At 45.9% G+C, this 18040-nt stretch carries 19 protein-coding genes; 16 read left to right on the top strand and 3 right to left on the bottom strand.

Going from position 1 to position 18040, the window contains the following annotated elements; all coding sequences use genetic code 11:
* Positions 1-22: 22 nt before the first annotated feature.
* Both R7070_RS22140 and flgP read left to right on the top strand, forming a co-directional pair.
* Complete coding sequence (locus R7070_RS22140; RefSeq protein WP_005382013.1) at positions 23-661, top strand: FlgO family outer membrane protein; 639 nt, start codon at positions 23-25, stop codon at positions 659-661.
* A 9-nt stretch (positions 662-670) separates the two neighbouring features.
* A complete protein-coding gene (gene flgP / locus R7070_RS22135; protein WP_005382014.1) occupies positions 671-1102 on the top strand; it encodes a flagellar assembly lipoprotein FlgP in 432 nt (143 codons plus the stop codon).
* 102 nt (positions 1103-1204) lie between these two features.
* Here the strand turns inward: flgP and R7070_RS22130 are convergent, their stop codons facing one another.
* The 3 genes from R7070_RS22130 to flgA form a co-directional block, all read right to left on the bottom strand.
* Entirely contained in the window at positions 1205-1630 is a 426-nt protein-coding gene (locus R7070_RS22130) for a flagella synthesis protein FlgN (RefSeq protein ID WP_005382015.1), read from the bottom strand.
* Positions 1631-1657: 27 nt separating this feature from the next.
* Positions 1658-1972, bottom strand: a complete 315-nt coding sequence (gene flgM, locus R7070_RS22125; RefSeq protein WP_017819976.1) for a flagellar biosynthesis anti-sigma factor FlgM — start codon at positions 1970-1972, stop codon at positions 1658-1660.
* Between the two features lie 116 nt (positions 1973-2088).
* Positions 2089-2835, bottom strand: coding sequence for a flagellar basal body P-ring formation chaperone FlgA (gene flgA / locus R7070_RS22120; protein WP_005382020.1), 747 nt, complete (start codon positions 2833-2835; stop codon positions 2089-2091).
* A gap of 76 nt (positions 2836-2911) precedes the next feature.
* Between flgA and R7070_RS22115 the strand changes: the two genes are divergently transcribed.
* The 14 genes from R7070_RS22115 to R7070_RS22050 all read left to right on the top strand — a co-directional run bounded on the left by R7070_RS22115 (position 2912) and on the right by R7070_RS22050 (position 17533).
* Positions 2912-3838 (top strand): chemotaxis protein CheV, encoded by a 927-nt coding sequence (locus R7070_RS22115; protein WP_005382022.1) that lies wholly within the window; start codon positions 2912-2914, stop codon positions 3836-3838.
* An 11-nt stretch (positions 3839-3849) separates the two neighbouring features.
* Positions 3850-4677, top strand: a complete 828-nt coding sequence (locus R7070_RS22110; protein ID WP_005382024.1) for a CheR family methyltransferase — start codon at positions 3850-3852, stop codon at positions 4675-4677.
* Positions 4678-4980: 303 nt separating this feature from the next.
* A complete protein-coding gene (gene flgB / locus R7070_RS22105; RefSeq protein ID WP_005382026.1) occupies positions 4981-5376 on the top strand; it encodes a flagellar basal body rod protein FlgB in 396 nt (131 codons plus the stop codon).
* Positions 5377-5381: 5 nt separating this feature from the next.
* Positions 5382-5795 (top strand): flagellar basal body rod protein FlgC, encoded by a 414-nt coding sequence (gene flgC / locus R7070_RS22100; RefSeq protein WP_005393132.1) that lies wholly within the window; start codon positions 5382-5384, stop codon positions 5793-5795.
* Positions 5796-5812: 17 nt separating this feature from the next.
* Positions 5813-6523: a flagellar hook assembly protein FlgD gene (gene flgD, locus R7070_RS22095; RefSeq protein WP_005382029.1), complete on the top strand. Its 711-nt coding sequence runs from the start codon at positions 5813-5815 to the stop codon at positions 6521-6523.
* 30 nt (positions 6524-6553) lie between these two features.
* Positions 6554-7867 carry a flagellar hook protein FlgE gene (gene flgE / locus R7070_RS22090; protein ID WP_005382030.1) on the top strand — a complete coding sequence of 438 codons (1314 nt, stop codon included), beginning with the start codon at positions 6554-6556 and terminating at the stop codon, positions 7865-7867.
* 331 nt (positions 7868-8198) lie between these two features.
* On the top strand, positions 8199-8948 hold the full coding sequence (flgF, locus tag R7070_RS22085) for a flagellar basal-body rod protein FlgF (protein ID WP_005382031.1): 750 nt from the start codon (positions 8199-8201) through the stop codon (positions 8946-8948).
* An 18-nt stretch (positions 8949-8966) separates the two neighbouring features.
* Positions 8967-9755 (top strand): flagellar basal-body rod protein FlgG, encoded by a 789-nt coding sequence (gene flgG, locus R7070_RS22080; protein WP_005382032.1) that lies wholly within the window; start codon positions 8967-8969, stop codon positions 9753-9755.
* Between the two features lie 30 nt (positions 9756-9785).
* Entirely contained in the window at positions 9786-10565 is a 780-nt protein-coding gene (gene flgH / locus R7070_RS22075) for a flagellar basal body L-ring protein FlgH (RefSeq protein ID WP_005382033.1), read from the top strand.
* Positions 10566-10608: 43 nt separating this feature from the next.
* Positions 10609-11700, top strand: a complete 1092-nt coding sequence (locus R7070_RS22070) for a flagellar basal body P-ring protein FlgI (protein ID WP_005393118.1) — start codon at positions 10609-10611, stop codon at positions 11698-11700.
* Positions 11701-11716: 16 nt separating this feature from the next.
* Positions 11717-12643, top strand: coding sequence for a flagellar assembly peptidoglycan hydrolase FlgJ (gene flgJ, locus R7070_RS22065; protein WP_025768948.1), 927 nt, complete (start codon positions 11717-11719; stop codon positions 12641-12643).
* Positions 12644-12803: 160 nt separating this feature from the next.
* Complete coding sequence (gene flgK, locus R7070_RS22060; RefSeq protein WP_115385803.1) at positions 12804-14744, top strand: flagellar hook-associated protein FlgK; 1941 nt, start codon at positions 12804-12806, stop codon at positions 14742-14744.
* Positions 14745-14757: 13 nt separating this feature from the next.
* Positions 14758-15951, top strand: coding sequence for a flagellar hook-associated protein FlgL (gene flgL, locus R7070_RS22055; RefSeq protein WP_005382037.1), 1194 nt, complete (start codon positions 14758-14760; stop codon positions 15949-15951).
* 427 nt (positions 15952-16378) lie between these two features.
* Positions 16379-17533 (top strand): flagellin, encoded by a 1155-nt coding sequence (locus R7070_RS22050; RefSeq protein ID WP_005382038.1) that lies wholly within the window; start codon positions 16379-16381, stop codon positions 17531-17533.
* The last annotated feature ends 507 nt before the right edge of the window (positions 17534-18040 follow it).

Below are 18040 nucleotides of genomic sequence, written 5' to 3'. Positions count from 1 at the left end.
AGATTATCTGGAGAATCAAACCATGAAAAAGTGGCTTGTCGCCGCATCGATGATGACGCTTCTGACATCGTGCGCGTACTCACCGATTTACAATGGTAAAGAACCGTACTCGGGAAGCCAGTTCATGCTGATGGATAGTCCGCGTCATACGATGGACTTTTTCATTGAGAGCATGACAGAAGACCTGATGGTTTCTAATGTGGCAGTATCAGCGCGGACACCGATTGCGATTACCTCGTTTGTTGATCTACAAAATATGGATGCAACAAACTGGTTAGGTAACTCGGTCTCTGAAGGTTTTATCCATCAGTTTCAGCGCCGAGGGTTTAAAGTGGTTGATTTCAAAACTACGGGCTCTATTCAAGTGACGCAGCAGGGCGATTTTGCTTTAAGTCGTGATTGGCAAGATTTAGCTCAAGAGCAGCAAATTCAGTATGTACTGACCGGAACAATGCTGCGCCAAGAGGGCGGAGTGCTTGTCAATGCACGCGTGGTTGGCATGCAAAGCCGTGTAGTTGTAGCGACAGCGCAAGGTTTCCTTCCGGCTGACCGTATTGGGCGTGACTTAGATACGTTAAATAGCATCCGCACACAAGATGGTGTGTTGATTCGTTCTGACCCTACTATTCGTCAGCCGTACACTGTGATTCTCCGTCCATAGGATAGAAGCATGAAGAAGTTATTATTTATTGTTGCCACACTGATATTGGTTGGGTGTCAGCCATTACAACAGATGCGTCAAGATGAAATCTTAGTGGCGGTGGGTTATGCCAGCGTCAGTGAGCAAACAGGCCGCACAGTTGAAGAAAAGCGTGTACGAGCAATGCGCGCATCAAAAATTGATGCTTATCGTGAGCTAGCAGAGCAAGTTTATGGCATGCGTGTTAGTGGACGTGCAGAGCTGCAAGACCAGCGTTTGGGTATTGAAAGCACCACTGGTGCCGTCGATGGTGTAATTCGTGGTGCAGAAGTTGTGCGTAGTTATCTTGTTGAAGACAGTTATGTGACTGAGCTGCGCCTGGATATCCGTAAGATGGATAAGCTACGTGATTATGGAGAAGTTCAGCAGGTGCCTGAGAAGCGTCAGCAAACCTTGTTTTAAACCATTTCACTAGACAGATAATCTTTTTGAGCGGCTGATTGGTAACAATGAGTCGCTTTTTTATATCTACGTGAGCGCGGGAATTGAGGGTAAGAGTGACGTTTAAGCTTTTATATTGGTGCCAAGCGTCGAGATGGTGTGGGTTTTTCCGCCCGCATTGTAGGTCATGCCAACTTTGCCATGAGTTCGCTGAAGCATGTTGTTGAGTTTATTGAAGCTCAGCTGTGCGCGACTAAGCGATTCGCCATTTACTTGGTTAACTTGTTGACAGTCGAGGACGATCGATTGGATCTGAGCAACAACCTGACTTAGGTGCTCATCTTCAGTAAGTTGATTGACGTGCGGGTGAGAGGCGATTCGCTGATCAGTTGTTCTGAGCTGATCAATGAGCGTCATCTTCTGTTTGGCAATGTTCTCAATCTCGGTAGAGACACGCGCCGTGATTGCTTGTGTTTCTTGGCGTAAAACAGCGGAAAGTGCCTTAGCATTTTCTAGCTGGAAATTAACGAGATCGACTAATGCTGCCATAAAACACTTACCTTCGGCCTAAACCAGTTAGCTTTTGCCTTGCAATTCGTTTTCAAACTTAATCATGTTGTCAGCCAATTTTTCAGGATCGACTTTGTATGAACCGTTTGTGATAGCTTCTTTGATTGCTGCAACTTTGGCGCTGTCATATGCCGGAGAAGCTGCCATATCCTTCTGGAGTTTACTGACGGCTTTACTTTGCTGGCTGAGTGATACTGCGTCTTGTTGCGCTGGCGCCTTTTTTGATTCTGTCGTGCTGGTAGCATTGGAATCGTTACGTGTAGGAGCACGACTTGTTGTCGTCATCATTTGCCCTGAACGTATATTATCTATACCTGCCATGTTTAACCTTTGCCTTGTATCGTAATACTGGTATCCAGACTATCGACCAGCGCAAAAATAACTTTAGTCATTTTTTGCATTTTTATTGATCAGTTTAAACACGCTACCAGTGGGTATTAAAAATTAACAGTGATTTCCGCAATGTCAGTCACTATGCCTTCTATTATACGTTGTGACTTATCATTTTTCACTCTTACTTGATCGCCAGCTGAACCATCCTGCAATGCTGTGCCTTGCGTTGTGATCGTCATGCCAGAATTCACCGCTTTGATAATGACCTTTTCATTTCGGCATACCACACAAACATCATTTCTCTCTACGACATCGCCTAAACGAACATTACGCTTTAGCTTTGCCCCAACCACTTGATCGTAGCTAGAAAATCCATCTTTACGAAAGCGCTGTAGCTCGATCATGGAAGTGGTAACATCCGATGCGCTGACGATTTCTCCTCTCCCTAATGTTCGTGTCGCGACGATCATTGGTACTGATACCGAGATCCTCACAGGGACATAGACTTTCCAGTCATCCGGTTGGCATTCCACTAACACATTGATGTTACTTCTCGTGCTGCTGGTGGAAGAGGCAGATGTATCTAATGGAACAGGGCAATCCGTTGCTTTTATTCTCGAGTCGATCTCTGCCGCATTAACAGATAGCTCGCCACCATCAGGCTGATCAACCGTAGCAAGAATATGTTGTTCTGCTGCTGTTTTTATTTGCTCGATCTGATTATCTGAAGCTGAATGAACAAAAAAGCTAAACATACTGAGCAAAATGCCGATAGACTTAGCGTACTTTGTAATTAGCGCTCTACATATTGTCATAGTCAATGGTGTCGAAGTGAAAGTGAAATACGCCATACTGTCTCCCTGGTATCGTGCTTGCCAGTGGTAGAGTATCATTTAAAAACAAAAAGTTTGAGATGGAGATGAGCATATGACGGGGATTCTTGACTCGGTGAATCAGCGTACGCAACTCGTCGGTCAGAACCGATTGGAATTATTGACCTTTCGACTGATGGGCCGACAGCGCTACGGCATTAACGTATTCAAAGTGAAAGAAGTACTACAGTGCCCTAAGCTGACTTCAATGCCAAATCTACACCCTCTGGTTAAAGGTATCGCTCATATCCGCGGCCATACCGTGTCCGTTATTGATTTGAGCCTGGCAATTGGTGGCCGCCCAACCACTGATTTAGATAAATGTTTTGTTGTTATTGCAGAATTTAACCGTACGATCCAAGCATTTTTGGTATCATCGGTTGAGCGTATTATCAATATGCATTGGGAAGCGATTTTGCCACCGCCAGACGGTGCAGGTAAAGCGCACTACTTGACTGCCGTGACAAACATTGACAATGAGCTGGTTGAAATCCTTGACGTTGAAAAAATCCTGGCAGAAATTGCGCCAGTTGATGAAACGATGGATTCCGCTATTGGCGAAGAAATCGCACAAGCAGAACAAGAAAAGCCTATTGTACGCCGCATACTGATTGCTGATGACTCGACGGTCGCGCGTAAACAGGTAGAGCGTGCGATTACATCCATCGGTTTTGAGGTCGTATCTGTCAAAGACGGCAAAGAAGCGTACAATAAGTTGATTGAAATGGCTCAAGAAGGCAATATCTACGATCAAATTTCGTTGGTTATTTCCGATATTGAAATGCCAGAAATGGACGGCTATACCTTAACGGCTGAAATTCGCAGACATGCCGATTTGAAAGACCTTTATGTTATCCTCCATTCTTCATTAAGTGGTGTATTCAACCAAGCTATGGTTGAGCGTGTAGGTGCCAACACCTTCATTGCGAAATTTAACCCAGATGAGTTGGGTAACGCGGTTAAATCTGCATTAACACAATAAAAGAGACATTAATGACTGCTATTACAATCAGTGATCAAGAGTATCGTGACTTTAGCCGTTTTCTAGAATCGCAATGTGGCATCGTGTTAGGTGATAGCAAGCAATACCTCGTGCGTAGCCGACTGAGTCCTTTAGTGACGAAGTTTAAGCTCGCATCGTTATCAGATTTGCTACGTGATGTTGTTACAGGGCGTAATCGAGAATTACGAGTCGCCGCTGTGGATGCGATGACGACTAACGAAACCTTGTGGTTTCGAGATACTTATCCGTTCACGGTTTTAGCTGACAAATTATTGCCAGAAGTAGCGGCAAGCAAGCGCCCAATTAAGATCTGGTCTGCTGCCAGTTCATCGGGCCAAGAACCGTATTCTATTGCAATGACGATCCTGGAAACGCAACAGCGCAAGCCGGGCTTGTTACCAAACGTGTCCATTACAGCCACAGATATTTCGGCAAGTATGCTCGAGATGTGTCGTGCAGGGGTGTACGACAACTTGGCTTTGGGTCGCGGGCTTTCACCAGAACGTCGTCGCACCTTCTTTGAAAATGCGGACGGTGGTCGCATGAAAGTCAAAGATAACGTCAAGCGTTTGGTGAACTTTCGTCCACAAAACTTGATGGACAGTTACGCACTGATGGGTAAGTTCGACATCATTTTCTGTCGTAACGTATTGATTTACTTTTCTCCAGAAATGAAATCTAAAGTGCTTAACCAAATGGCGAGCAGTTTAAACCCTGGTGGCTACTTGCTGTTAGGGGCATCAGAGTCGCTAACTGGTCTGACTGATAAATTTGAAATGGTGCGCTGTAATCCGGGCATCATTTACAAGCTTAAATAGCGGTATCTCTTCATTGATAGAAAAGCCTGACTTCGTGTCAGGCTTTTTTGTTTGTTACCTTTCTGCGCCGAGCGCTTCATGTATCACTCAATTAGTTGAAGCGCGTTTTTGCCTTGTGCCCTCAACACGGTGTATCTTTATTAAGTGAACAAAGTGATACGACATGACATTCCAGTTACTTTGGCTCACTTATTGCTATTTCAATTCACGGTAACCACTAGGTTGGTGTAATGCTTTAGGTTTTGGCATGCTAATTGCTTTTTGGTTATCAATCACGGTCAGTTCTTAATTGTAGAGGCAAACATGGCTATATCTTTTGACAATGCACTAGGCATCCACCAGCACACGGTGGGCGTACGTGAGCGCAATGCAGAGGTGATTTCCACCAACATCGCACAAGCAAACACGCCTGGTTACAAAGCAAGAGGTTTAGACTTTGCGAAGGAATTGCAAGCGGCAACATCTGGGGCAAGCATTGGTCTTAGTCGCACAGATGGTCGGCATATTCCTGCCACTACAACGTTGGTTGGGGACAAGTTATATCGTCTTCCTACGCAACCAGATACGGGAGATGGCAACACGGTAGACTTGGATTTAGAGCGTAACTTGTTTATGCAAAACCAAATCAGACACCAAGCATCACTCGACTTTCTAGGCAGCAAATTCAAGAACTTAACCAAAGCAATCAAAGGGGAATAATTTAGATGAGCTTATTTAACGTTTTCAATGTGACAGGTTCCGCAATGAGCGCTGAATCCGTTCGTCTGAATACTACCTCAAGCAACTTGGCGAACGCCGACAGTGTCAGCAGCTCTGCGAAAGACACTTACAAAGCGCGTCATGCAGTGTTTGGTGCAGAGTTAAGTAACGCCATGCGTGGCGGTGATACGGTGCCAGTGAAAGTGATGGGTATTGTAGAAAGTGATAAACCGCTGAGTGCGGAGTACAACCCAGACCATCCCCTTGCAAACGAAGAAGGCTACATTTACAAGCCTAACGTCAATGTAATGGAAGAAATGGCAAACATGATTTCAGCTTCTCGTGCATACCAAACTAATGTACAGGTCGCTGATTCTAGTAAACAAATGCTGCTGCGTACGCTGCAGATGGGTCAATAAGGATAAGGGGGTAGCGTATGGCCGGAATTAACAACGTTGGTCAAAGCGGCTTGTCCTATATCGACCAGCTTAAAAGTCTACAAGAGAGTAACAAGAAAGCGGAAGAGAGCACGGGTAAGCAGGACCTAAAACAGGAAGACTTCTTATCATTGCTCACGAAGCAACTGTCTCAGCAAGACCCTTTTAAGCCGGTAAGTAATGACCAGATGATTGCGCAAATGGCTTCATTTGCGACCGTTGATGGCATTGGCAAGATGAACACTCAGTTTGAGAGTTTGAATTCGTCAATGACATCAAATCAAGCGTTACAAGCTTCCTCTTTGGTAGGGCGTGACGTATTGGTCCCAGGAGCAGCAGGTGTGAAGCAGGACGACGCACCAATGGCGGCAATGGTTAAGCTTTCACAATCTATCGATAATCTGTTTGTTCGTGTAGAGGATGAAGCTGGCCAACTGGTTCGTACCTTTGAGGTAGGGGCGAAACCAGCCGGCGACACGCGTGTGCTTTGGGACGGTAAAGATGAAAGCGGAAATCCACTGCCAGCTGGCAAATACAAAGTGAAAGCGTCTGGCTTAGTTGAAGGGGAGTCGCAAGAGTTCCCAGTATCGACATACGCCAACGTAAACAGCGTATTGCTTGGCAAAGGTGACGGAAACGTATTACTCAATCTGGCTGGTTTTGAATCGCCAGTTCGACTTGCAGAAGTATTGGAAGTCGGCAAAGCGTAGTCATAGCTCGCTAGATTAGGAGATTTTGGAATGTCATATGTATCTTTAAGCGGTTTGTCCGCCGCCCAACTGGATTTGAACACCACCAGTAACAACATTGCGAACGCCAACACTTACGGCTTTAAAGAGTCCCGTGCTGAGTTTGCTGATGTCTACTCTAACTCTTTATTTACTAACGCAAAAACCACACCGGGTGGTGGTGCGCAAGCAAGCCAAGTGGCACAGCAGTTCCATGAAGGCTCTAGCATTTACACCAACAACCCAATGGATTTGCGTGTTTCGGGGACAGGTTTTTTCGCTGTAGCGAAAGAGCGTCTAACTCCACAACAGAATGAACTGACACGTAATGGTGCATTTCACTTAAATAAAGAAAACTACATGGTGACCGCGAACGACGAGTTCTTATTAGGTTACCAAGTGGACCCAAGCTCTGGTGAGGTTTCTTCATACGAGCCACAACCCATCAATATTCCTGCTGAATTTGGTAAGCCAAAACAAACAGCAAACATTGAAGTGGGTGTGAACTTGCCAGCGAACGGCGATTTGAAAGATCCAACGCAGTTTGATTTTTCAGACCCAGATACATACAACCGTTCAACCTCTTCGACAATTTATGACTCGATGGGTCAGTCTTACAAGCTAACGACGTATTACTTGAAAGATCAGACTCAGCCAAATACATGGAACACTTACTACACCGTGACAGATAAAGAAGGTGAAAAGCCTTTAAATGTTGCGGCTGGTGATGCGCAAACGCCAACAGGTCATGTGGGGCATACCATGAAGTTCAACAACGATGGTACGTTGGCGAGCTTGAACAATGGTCAGCCAATCACTTCTGTGGCTCTGGGCGATCCGGCGACGAACACGACACCAGTCGATATGAATGGTGCCGATCCTGCGCAGACGCTTAACTTCGGCTTAGGCTCAGCAACACAGTTTGCGGCTCCGTTCGAACTGACTAAGTTTGACGAAGACGGTGCAACGACGGGCTTCCTAACCAAAGTTGACTTCGATGAAAACGGCAGCGTATTGGGAACTTACTCAAACGGTGAAAACGTTACATTGGGTCGTGTTGCTCTCGTACGTGTTCCAAACGAGCAAGGTCTGGATAAGAAAGGCGGCACTCAATGGGATTCAACGCAGTTCTCTGGTGACAAGATCTGGGGTGAATCAAATAAAGGCTCTTTCGGCACCATCAATAACGGTATGCTGGAACAGTCAAACATTGATATGACGCAGGAGTTGGTGGACCTGATCTCTGCTCAGCGTAACTTCCAAGCAAACTCACGTTCGCTAGAAGTACACAACCAACTACAACAGAATATCTTACAGATCCGCTAGAGCACTAGCTGGGTCATTCGATACTCTGCTTGAGTAAGCAATGGCGTGTGATTGCTTCTTAGTAATTGCCGCTTTGTTCATTTTCATCATGACATTCATCTGATGCTTAGCCTGAATACACCTCACTCAGGCTAAGCATGCTTTGATCTACGATTTGCCGCTGTTGCCGCCGTATGGATCAAAACCTTGCCTCTCGTTACAGTTTTCTGCCTCTATTGACCTCTTTTCATTGTTGATTTTTAATTCAAAGTATTGATTAATAAGTCTATTTTTGTTTTGGCATAACTATTGCTTTTTACTCCGTGTACAGAGAGATTTTTTGGAGTAATTTATGGATCGCGCACTGTTTCTCGCAATGAGTGGCGCCAAGCAAAATATGCAGGCACTACAATTGCGCGCTAATAACTTGGCTAACGTAAGCACGACCGGATTTCGGGCTGATTTAGCACAGGCTCGCTCAATGCAGGCTTATGGTGAAGGCCATCCTTCACGTGTATTCAGCATGACAGAGCGTCCAGGGCATAACTTTGCTCAAGGTAGCGTGATTACAACAGGGCGTGATCTGGATGTGACGATTGAAGGCAGCGGTTGGATATCGGTACTCGATCATACAGGGAAAGAAGGGTTGACCCGTAACGGCAACCTAAAAGTCGATCAAAATGGCATGCTTACCAACGCAAGTGGTCATTTGGTGCTGGGTGAAAACGACGCGCCGATTACTTTGCCTATCCCTCTCTCCAAAATTGAAATCGGTCGGGATGGCACCATCTCTGTACTTCCTCAAGGTGCCCCGGCAGAAGAATTCCAAGCGGTTGATCGCATTAAACTCGTTAAGCCTAATGATCAAAGCTTGTTTAAAGACACCAATGGCTTATTTCGCCATAAAACTCCAAACCAACCTTACGAAGCAGACGCGACTGTTAGTCTCCAGACGGGAGCGATAGAAGGCAGTAACGTGAATGCCGTAGGTGAAATGACCGCATTGATTGACTTACAACGTCAGTTTGAAATGCAAGTCAAGATGATGAGCACAGCTGAAGAAATGGATAAATCTTCAGATTCACTGCTTCGTATGAGTTAACAGAGTTAGAGGTTCACTATGCATCCAGCACTATGGGTAAGTAAAACAGGTCTAGACGCCCAACAAACCAACATTGCCACGATTTCGAACAACTTGGCGAACGCCTCTACTGTCGGCTACAAAAAGAGCCGTGCAGTATTCGAAGATCTGTTCTATCAGAACATCAACCAGCCTGGCGGCCAGTCATCTCAGAACACGGAACTGCCAAGTGGCTTGATGCTAGGTGCGGGTTCTAAAGTGGTTGCGACGCAAAAAGTGCACACGCACGGCAATGCACAGACAACGACCAACGCACTGGACATGATGGTGGAAGGCGACGGCTTTTTTCAAGTGACATTGCCGGACGGCAACATCGGTTATACCCGTAACGGTCAGTTCACGCTAAATGGTGAAGGCACGTTAGTCACGTCGGGTTCTGGCTACCCTGTAGAGCCTGAAATTGTGATTCCAGAAGATGCGATTTCTATTACTGTCGGTACGGATGGTGAAGTGTCGGTTCGCGTCCGAGGGCAGCAAGACAACCAAGTCGTTGGTCAGTTAACCATTACAGATTTTGTTAACCCGGGTGGCCTAGAGCCAATTGGTCAGAACCTTTACTTACCAACGGGTGCCAGTGGCGATCCACAAGAGGGTGTTCCAGGTTTGGACGGTTTGGGTGAAATTCGTCAATCCATGCTGGAAGCGTCCAACGTGAATGTAACGGAAGAGTTGGTCAACATGATCGAAGCCCAGCGCGTTTACGAAATGAACTCAAAAGTGATCTCGTCAGTCGATAAAATGATGAGCTTCGTTAACCAGCAATTGTAACGATTAAGAGCAAGATTTGAGGAGCTCACGATGAAACGTATTTGCCTACTCGCTTTGATTGCTACGATGTCGGGATGTGCCATGTTGGAACCGATTGAAACGGATGAAGTGACACAAGCAACCACTGTGGTCGACGCAGTAGAAGGCGATAAATCGAAAGAAGAGAGCAGCGGTATTGTAGATACTTTACGTGGTAGAAGTGATCCGGTTGCTGGCGACCCTGCTTGGGCTCCAATTCATCCGAAAAACAAGCCTGAGCATTACGCTGCTGCAACAGGTTCGTTGTTTAGCGCCGAGCACATTACCGACCTATACGACGATTCTAAACCACGTGGTATTGGCGACATTATTACCGTAACACTGGATGAGACAACCAGTGCGACGAAAAGCGCAAATGCCGATTTATCGAAAACCAATGAAGCGCAAATGGACCCGCTTCAAGTGGGCGGAGAAGAGCTGCAAATTGGCGGAAAATATAATTTCTCTTATGACTTAAACAACTCCAACTCATTTGCAGGTGACTCTTCTGCAAAGCAGAGCAACAGCATCAGTGGTTACATCACTGTTGAGGTGATCGAAGTACTGGCAAACGGCAACCTCGTGATCCGCGGTGAGAAGTGGATGACGCTAAATACGGGTGATGAGTACATACGTTTAAGTGGCACTATTCGTCCGGATGATATTAATTTCGACAACACCATTGCATCAAATCGCGTTTCTAACGCAAGAATTCAGTACTCTGGCACTGGTTTGCAACAAGATATGCAAGAGCCAGGCTTCTTGGCACGATTCTTTAATGTAGCGCTATAACACGCCGTGCTGACGGCAATTTGACTGCAAGAGATAAGTAAGCATGAAAAAACTCCTTTTAGTACTGATGAGCGTTGCTCTGTTTTCTACCGTAGCCCAAGCCGCACGTATCAAAGACGTCGCGCAAGTGGCAGGTGTACGAAGCAACCAACTCGTGGGTTATGGTTTGGTTTCAGGCTTACCTGGTACGGGTGAAGCGAACCCGTTTACAGAGCAAAGTTTCGCCGCCATGCTGCAAAACTTCGGCATTCAGATGCCGCCGGGCACAAAGCCAAAAATTAAAAACGTTGCCGCAGTCATGGTTACGGCCGAATTGCCGCCTTTCTCTAAACCGGGTCAGCAAGTGGACGTGACTGTCTCTTCCATCGGAAGTGCTAAAAGTTTGCGTGGTGGCACCTTGCTGCAAACGTTCCTCAAAGGTCTCGACGGTCAAGTTTACGCGGTTGCTCAAGGTAACTTAGTAGTGAGCGGCTTCAGTGCTGAAGGCGCTGACGGTTCTAAAATCGTAGGTAACAATCCAACCGTTGGTCTTATCTCTAGTGGTGCGACAGTAGAGCGAGAAATTCCAAACCCATTTGGTCGTGGTGATTACATCACGTTCAACTTGCTTGAGTCAGACTTCACAACGGCTCAACGTATGGCGGATGCTGTAAACAACTTCCTTGGCCCACAAATGGCGAGCGCTGTTGACGCGACATCAGTGCGCGTGCGTGCTCCTCGTGACGTCAGCCAGCGTGTTGCGTTCTTATCGGCAATCGAAAACCTAGAGTTCGACCCAGCAGATGGTGCAGCCAAAATCATCGTTAACTCACGAACGGGCACCATCGTAGTTGGTAAGCATGTGCGTCTTAAACCTGCAGCAGTAACGCATGGCGGCATGACGGTTGCGATCAAAGAAAACCTGAATGTTAGCCAACCTAACGGCTTTTCTGGTGGGCAAACCGTTGTCGTACCAGACTCGGATATCGAAGTCAGCGAAGAGCAGGGCAAGATGTTTAAGTTTGAGCCAGGCTTAACGTTGGATGACTTGGTCCGTGCAGTGAATCAAGTCGGCGCAGCGCCGTCGGATTTGATGGCTATCTTGCAAGCATTGAAACAAGCTGGTGCCATTGAAGGCCAGTTGATCATCATTTAATGGTTAGGAGGTAGGTATAATGAACAATCCTAACGACATTGGTTTTATTCATGACATCAGTTCGCTGGATACCTTGCGTCAAAAAGCAGTGAAGGAAGGTAAAGATGGCGAGCAAGAAGCACTGCGTGCAGCAGCTCGTCAGTTCGAATCTATTTTCACCTCCATGATGTTGAAATCCATGCGAGAAGCCAATGAGGGCTTTGAGTCCAACATGATGAACAGCCAAAACGAGAAGTTCTACCGACAAATGTTGGATGAACAGATGGCGAGCGAATTGAGTTCGTCTGGTTCAATGGGACTGGCCGATATGATTGTTAAGCAATTAACGGCTGGGCAAGGGAACGACAAAAAAGAAACGGCTATGCGTGATGCGGCAAACAATGCTGCGGAATATCGTCGTGTTGACCCGAAAAAAGCGCGCGAGATTGAACAGCGCTTGATTGAATCTGGTCAACTATCTCGACCAAGCAATGAACCCACTCGATTCGATTCACCAGAATCCTTTGTTAACTCGATGAAGCCATACGCGGAGAAAGCTGCGAAAGCCCTAGGAGTCGAGCCATCTCTGCTACTTGCGCAAGCCGCTTTGGAAACGGGGTGGGGGCAAAAGGTCGTGAAGAACGCGCGTGGCAGCAGCAACAACTTATTTAATATCAAAGCAGATCGAAGCTGGCAGGGTGACAAAGTGACGACTCAAACTTTAGAGTTCCACGATAACACGCCAGTGAAAGAGACGGCAGCGTTTCGCTCCTACTCAAGTTACGAAGACAGCTTTAATGACTTTGTACGATTTTTGAATGACAACCCACGTTACGAGACAGCATTGCAGCAACGCGGGAATTCAGAGTCGTTTATTCGCGGTATCCACAGTGCGGGTTACGCGACCGATCCGAACTACGCAGATAAAGTCCTGCAGGTGAAGGATAAAATCGAAAGTATGTAATGTCTCTGCGCCAATTTATGACGTTCTCGAAGGCTTGCCATAGTGCAAGCCTTCACTTTATCTGAATATCTACGCCTTTCTATCACTTGGCACATCTTTTGCTTTTAATGTGTCTAGGTGATCGGTTTTGCCGATTTATATTTCGTTTTCGGGGGCATGTATGGCGTCAGATCTTCTGAATGTAGGTACTCAAAGTGTGCTTACTGCTCAGAGACAATTAAACACCACTGGTCATAACATTTCTAATGTTAATACAGAGGGTTATAGCCGTCAGTCTGTTATCCAAGGCACGAATGATCCGCGCATGTTTGGTGGTTCTACCTACGGCATGGGTGTGCATGTGGAAAATGTTCGCCGCTCGTGGGATCAGTTTGCCGTGAATGAACTGAACCTGTCGTCGACCAACAATGCCAACAAAACGGATACCCAAGACAATCTTGATATGCTCTCTAGCATGTTGAGCTCCGTAGCATCGAAGAAAATTCCCGAGAACCTGAATGAGTGGTTCGATGCGGTAAAAACCATGGCAGATACCCCGAACGATTTAGGGGCACGAAAAGTGGTATTGGAAAAGGCGAAAATCTTCTCTGATACATTAAATGATTTCCACGAAACCGTTCGACTGCAATCTGATGTCACCAATAAAAAATTGGATATGGGCATTGAGCGCGTTAACCAACTTGCGTTGGAAATTCGCGATATTCATCGACTGATGATGCGCACCCCCGGCCCACATAATGACCTGATGGATCAGCATGAAAAGCTGGTTACTGAGCTGTCAGAGTACACCAAAGTTACCGTAACCCCACGCAAAAATGCGGAAGGGTTTAATGTTCATATCGGCAATGGACACACTCTTGTTTCTGGCACGGAAGCAAGCCAGCTCAAAATGATCGATGGCTATCCGGATGTTCATCAAAGACGATTAGCAATGGTGGAAGGAAATGGCATTAAAGCGATCAAGTCTGATGATATGGATGGCAAAATCGGCGCTTTACTTGAAATGCGCGACAAACACATCCCACAACTGCAAGATGAAATGGGCCGTTTAGCAACGGGCTTCTCCTACAAAATTAATCAGCTGCAATCTCAAGGTCTGGATCTCAACGGTAAGATAGGTAAAGACGTATTTACCGACGTGAACTCTGAGCTAGTGGCAAAATCTCGAGTTTTTGCTGCGCCTGACTCCCAAGCTGATGTTGCGGTTTACATCGAGGACATTTCCGCGATCAAAGGTGGTGAATATTCGCTGCGTTATGATGGCGATCAATACAGCGTGACAACACCGAAAGGTGAGCAAATGTCGTTGAACATCGACCGTTCGGATTCGTCATTTGTTCTGGATGGTATGAAAGTGCAAATTGGTGAAGGCCTTGCCGCCGGTGAGCGCGTATTGCTCCGCCCAACGAGAAGTGGTGCAGCCATCATAAAGATGGAAACCAATGATGCAAAAGCTATTGCCGCACAAAGTTATGAAGCCTCAACCACTTTTGCCCAAGGTAACGCCAAGTTTAAAATTCGTGAGGCGGGGGATGTTAAAGAGTTTGAGGTTACCGTACAACCAGCCGACGAGAAGCATGATAAGCCGTGGTTAAAGATCACGGATAACAAGGGTAATTTACTATCGGACAAATACTCATACCCGTTAGATAAAGATAACCCGAAGATTGAAATATCAGTGCCGAAAAGTCATCCGCTGTATAAAAACGGCGATGCAACCGTGTTTGAGTTGAGCGAAGGCGCACTGATGAATGATAAATTCACCGCAAACTTGGTGCCTTCTGAAGGTGGTAACGGCAACTTGAGAAAAATGCAGAAGATCCAAACAGACAAGATGATGGATGGAAAATCCAGTACCTTGATCGATGTTTATCATAACCTCAATACCGAAGTTGGACTGAAGTCTTCTACAGCAAACCGTTTAGCCTCCGTCGCTCGTTTAGAGCATGAAGCGGCGCAAGAGCGCGTTGCTTCTATTTCTGGTGTTAACCTCGATGAAGAAGCGGCCAACATGATGAAGTTTCAACAAGCGTACATGGCTTCATCACGTGTGATGCAAGCGGCGAATGATACCTTCAATACCATTTTACAACTGAGGTAAGGAGAAGAGATAAGTGCTAACCCGAATTTCTAGTTTCCATAACTATCAGTCCGTACAAAATGATCTGCGTCGTCAAGAGAATAAGGTTCACCACAACCAAGAGCAACTTGCTTCAGGGAAAAAGTTACTGAAACCTAGTGACGACCCCCTCGCTGCGCATTACATCCAAAACATTAGTCAGCAACAAGAGCAGCTACAACAATATCTTAGCTCTATAGTGTTGGTGCGTAATCGTCTAGAAAACCACGAAGTTAATATCGCCAATGCGGAGAATTTTGCCGACGAGTCGAAGCGCTTAACGATGGAGATGATTAACGGTGCCTTTTCTGCTGAAGACCGACAAGCAAAGAAGCGTGAGTTAGAAGAGATTGCGAACAATTTCCTTAACTTAGTGAACTCGCAAGATGAATCTGGTAACTACGTGTTTGCGGGTACTAAGCCAAAAAGCCAACCATTCTATCGCGATAAAGACGGTAGTGTTCAATACGCTGGGGACGATTATCAGCGCAAAATGAAAGTCTCCAGCATGCTTGAGATGCCAATGAACGATCCTGGCAGCAAGCTGTTTATGGAGATACCAAACCCATTTGGCGACTATCAGCCGAATTACGATCTACAAAACGGCTCTGAGCTGTTGCTAAACAAAGCCACTAACGTTGACGCGAAGGATGATGCGGCGTATCGCGTGACATTTGTCGATATGAATAACGGCAAATTTGGTTACCAATTAGAGCGTAACGGCAAAGTAGTGGATGCCGATGAGTTTTCTCCAGAGAAAGGGATTGAATACAAAGGCCTGAAAGTGCACGTAAAAGGCCAAATTACGCCTGGTGACAGCATTGAGATCGAAAAGCGGGCAGAGTTCAGCATTTTCGATACCTTCAAGGATGCAATGGCATGGTCAGACAAATCGGTTTCGGATACGTCGGCGACCGCCAAATTGCACCAAATGACAGAAGAATTCCACGCTGCTTTTATCCATTTGAATAAAGCGCGTACAGATGCCGGTGCTCGATTGAGTACGCTGGATATCCAAGAGCAAAATCATGAAGACTTTAATTTGTCTCTGGCAAAAGCGAAGAGCAACTTTGAGGACTTGGATTACTCTAAAGCCGTGATCGAGTTCAGTGAAAACTCGCGAGCGTTACAGGCATCGCAACAAGCATTCGGTAAGACCAAAGATCTAACGTTGTTTAACTACATCTAGTATGACACTCATACACATTGTCTGATTTTGATGCCTTATGTGCAAAGCCTTAAGCGCGATAAGTCGACGTAACCTGAGAGTCTGAGATGTCATGCGGCACGATTTTACCCAAAGCGGCAATGATGCGGGAGGCAAGTCGGGCGGCAACAGGGCAGCGTTCAATACCCTTGGGCTAAGATGAGTCTGACAAACCGGAAATAGCTTAATGATAAAGCTAACTTATTGTTTATTTGATTCTTTTAAAAGTAGTTAAATAATTTACGCAAGTTGGCACACAAATTGTATTGAAAATATCAGAACAGATTTAGAGATTCTAAACCCTGCGTTTAAGGCAGATTTAGCAAGTAACTTTTACGGTCAGTGCTTATCCAAATGAGAGTAAAGCTGGCCGCTTCGCAAAAGCTTGCGAACTCAACAGGAGAGCAAAATGGCTGTAACAGTTAGTACTAACGTCTCCGCGATGACCGCGCAGCGTTACCTAAACAAAGCGACTGATGAATTAAACACGTCGATGGAGCGCTTATCTTCAGGACATAAGATTAACAGTGCAAAAGATGATGCGGCAGGTCTACAGATCTCTAACCGCTTAACTGCACAGTCTCGTGGCCTAGATGTCGCAATGCGTAACGCGAACGATGGTATCTCGATTGCACAAACCGCTGAAGGTGCGATGAATGAGGCAACCTCTGTCATGCAACGAATGCGTGACCTTGCGATTCAATCATCGAACGGTACTAACTCTCCAGCTGAGCGTCAGGCGATCAACGAAGAGTCAATGGCATTGATTGACGAGCTAAACCGTATTGCAGAAACCACTTCATTTGGTGGTCGTCGTCTATTGAACGGCTCATTCGGTGAAGCAGCATTCCAGATTGGTGCGAGCTCAGGTGAAGCCATGATCATGGGACTCACCAGCATTCGTGCGGACGATACTCGCATGGGCGGTGTGACCTTCTTATCTGAGAACGGTAAAGATAAAAACTGGAGCGTTGACCCAGCTAAATCTGACTTGAAGATCACGCTACCAGGTATGGGTGAAGACGAAGACGGCAATGTTGATGATCTAGAAATCAACATTAATGCCAAAGCGGGCGACGACATCGAAGAGCTTGCCACTTACATTAATGGTCAGTCTGATATGATTAATGCGTCTGTAAGTGAAGATGGCAAGTTGCAAGTTTTTGTCGCGCATCCAAACGTTCAGGGTGAGATTTCTATTTCTGGTGGATTAGCATCTGAGCTTGGCCTGAGTGATGAACCTATCAGAACGTCAGTACAAGATATTGATATGACCACGGTACAAGGTTCTCAAAACGCGATTTCTGTGCTGGATTCGGCACTGAAATACGTAGACTCGCAACGTGCAGACTTAGGTGCGAAGCAAAACCGTCTGAGTCACAGCATCAACAACTTGGCAAACATCCAAGAAAACGTTGACGCATCGAACAGCCGAATTAAAGATACAGATTTTGCGAAAGAAACCACGCAAATGACCAAAGCACAAATTTTGCAACAAGCAGGTACATCGATTCTTGCTCAAGCGAAACAGTTGCCAAACTCTGCAATGTCACTATTGCAGTAGTTTACTTAGCCTGTACTCAATACATTCAGACGTGGATGGGAATGCAGGCTTTTGGCAAGCAGCTTTACAATAGAATGAGCGGCTCTCTCATCTCTCACCTGCCAATCATTTTCAATGTAAAGTTGCACTCGGTATGCCGGAAATGTGTTCATTTCTCTTGATCTCCACATAGGCTCTGGCGACCAACCTAGCCCCAGTTCTCTCAAAGGAAAAGGGGCTTTTTCTTTTCTAATCTTCACGTCTATCGTCTGCGAACTTACCTTTAATTGTTTCCTTTTGCTGATTTTCTATACAATTTAGCCCTCTCGGCTCGATTTGTGGAAACTTGAGCACTTTTTCTTACTTTTCTTCAATTTTATTAGCTAAATCTCGCAATGTTATTTTTTTAAACTTTTTTCTAAAGCTTCTGAATTTGGTGTCGTTAATAGAGGTAACTTTGAGAGAACTACTTGGTTTTCCGAGACGTCGGAAACCGCTACACCGGAAAATCAATTGGAGAAATCACCA

This window comes from Vibrio sp. 1557, assembly GCF_033340175.1.
Taxonomy (GTDB): domain Bacteria; phylum Pseudomonadota; class Gammaproteobacteria; order Enterobacterales; family Vibrionaceae; genus Vibrio; species Vibrio alginolyticus.
The sequence above is the reverse complement of the archived record's forward strand: the minus strand, read 5'-3'. Positions and strand labels throughout refer to the sequence as shown.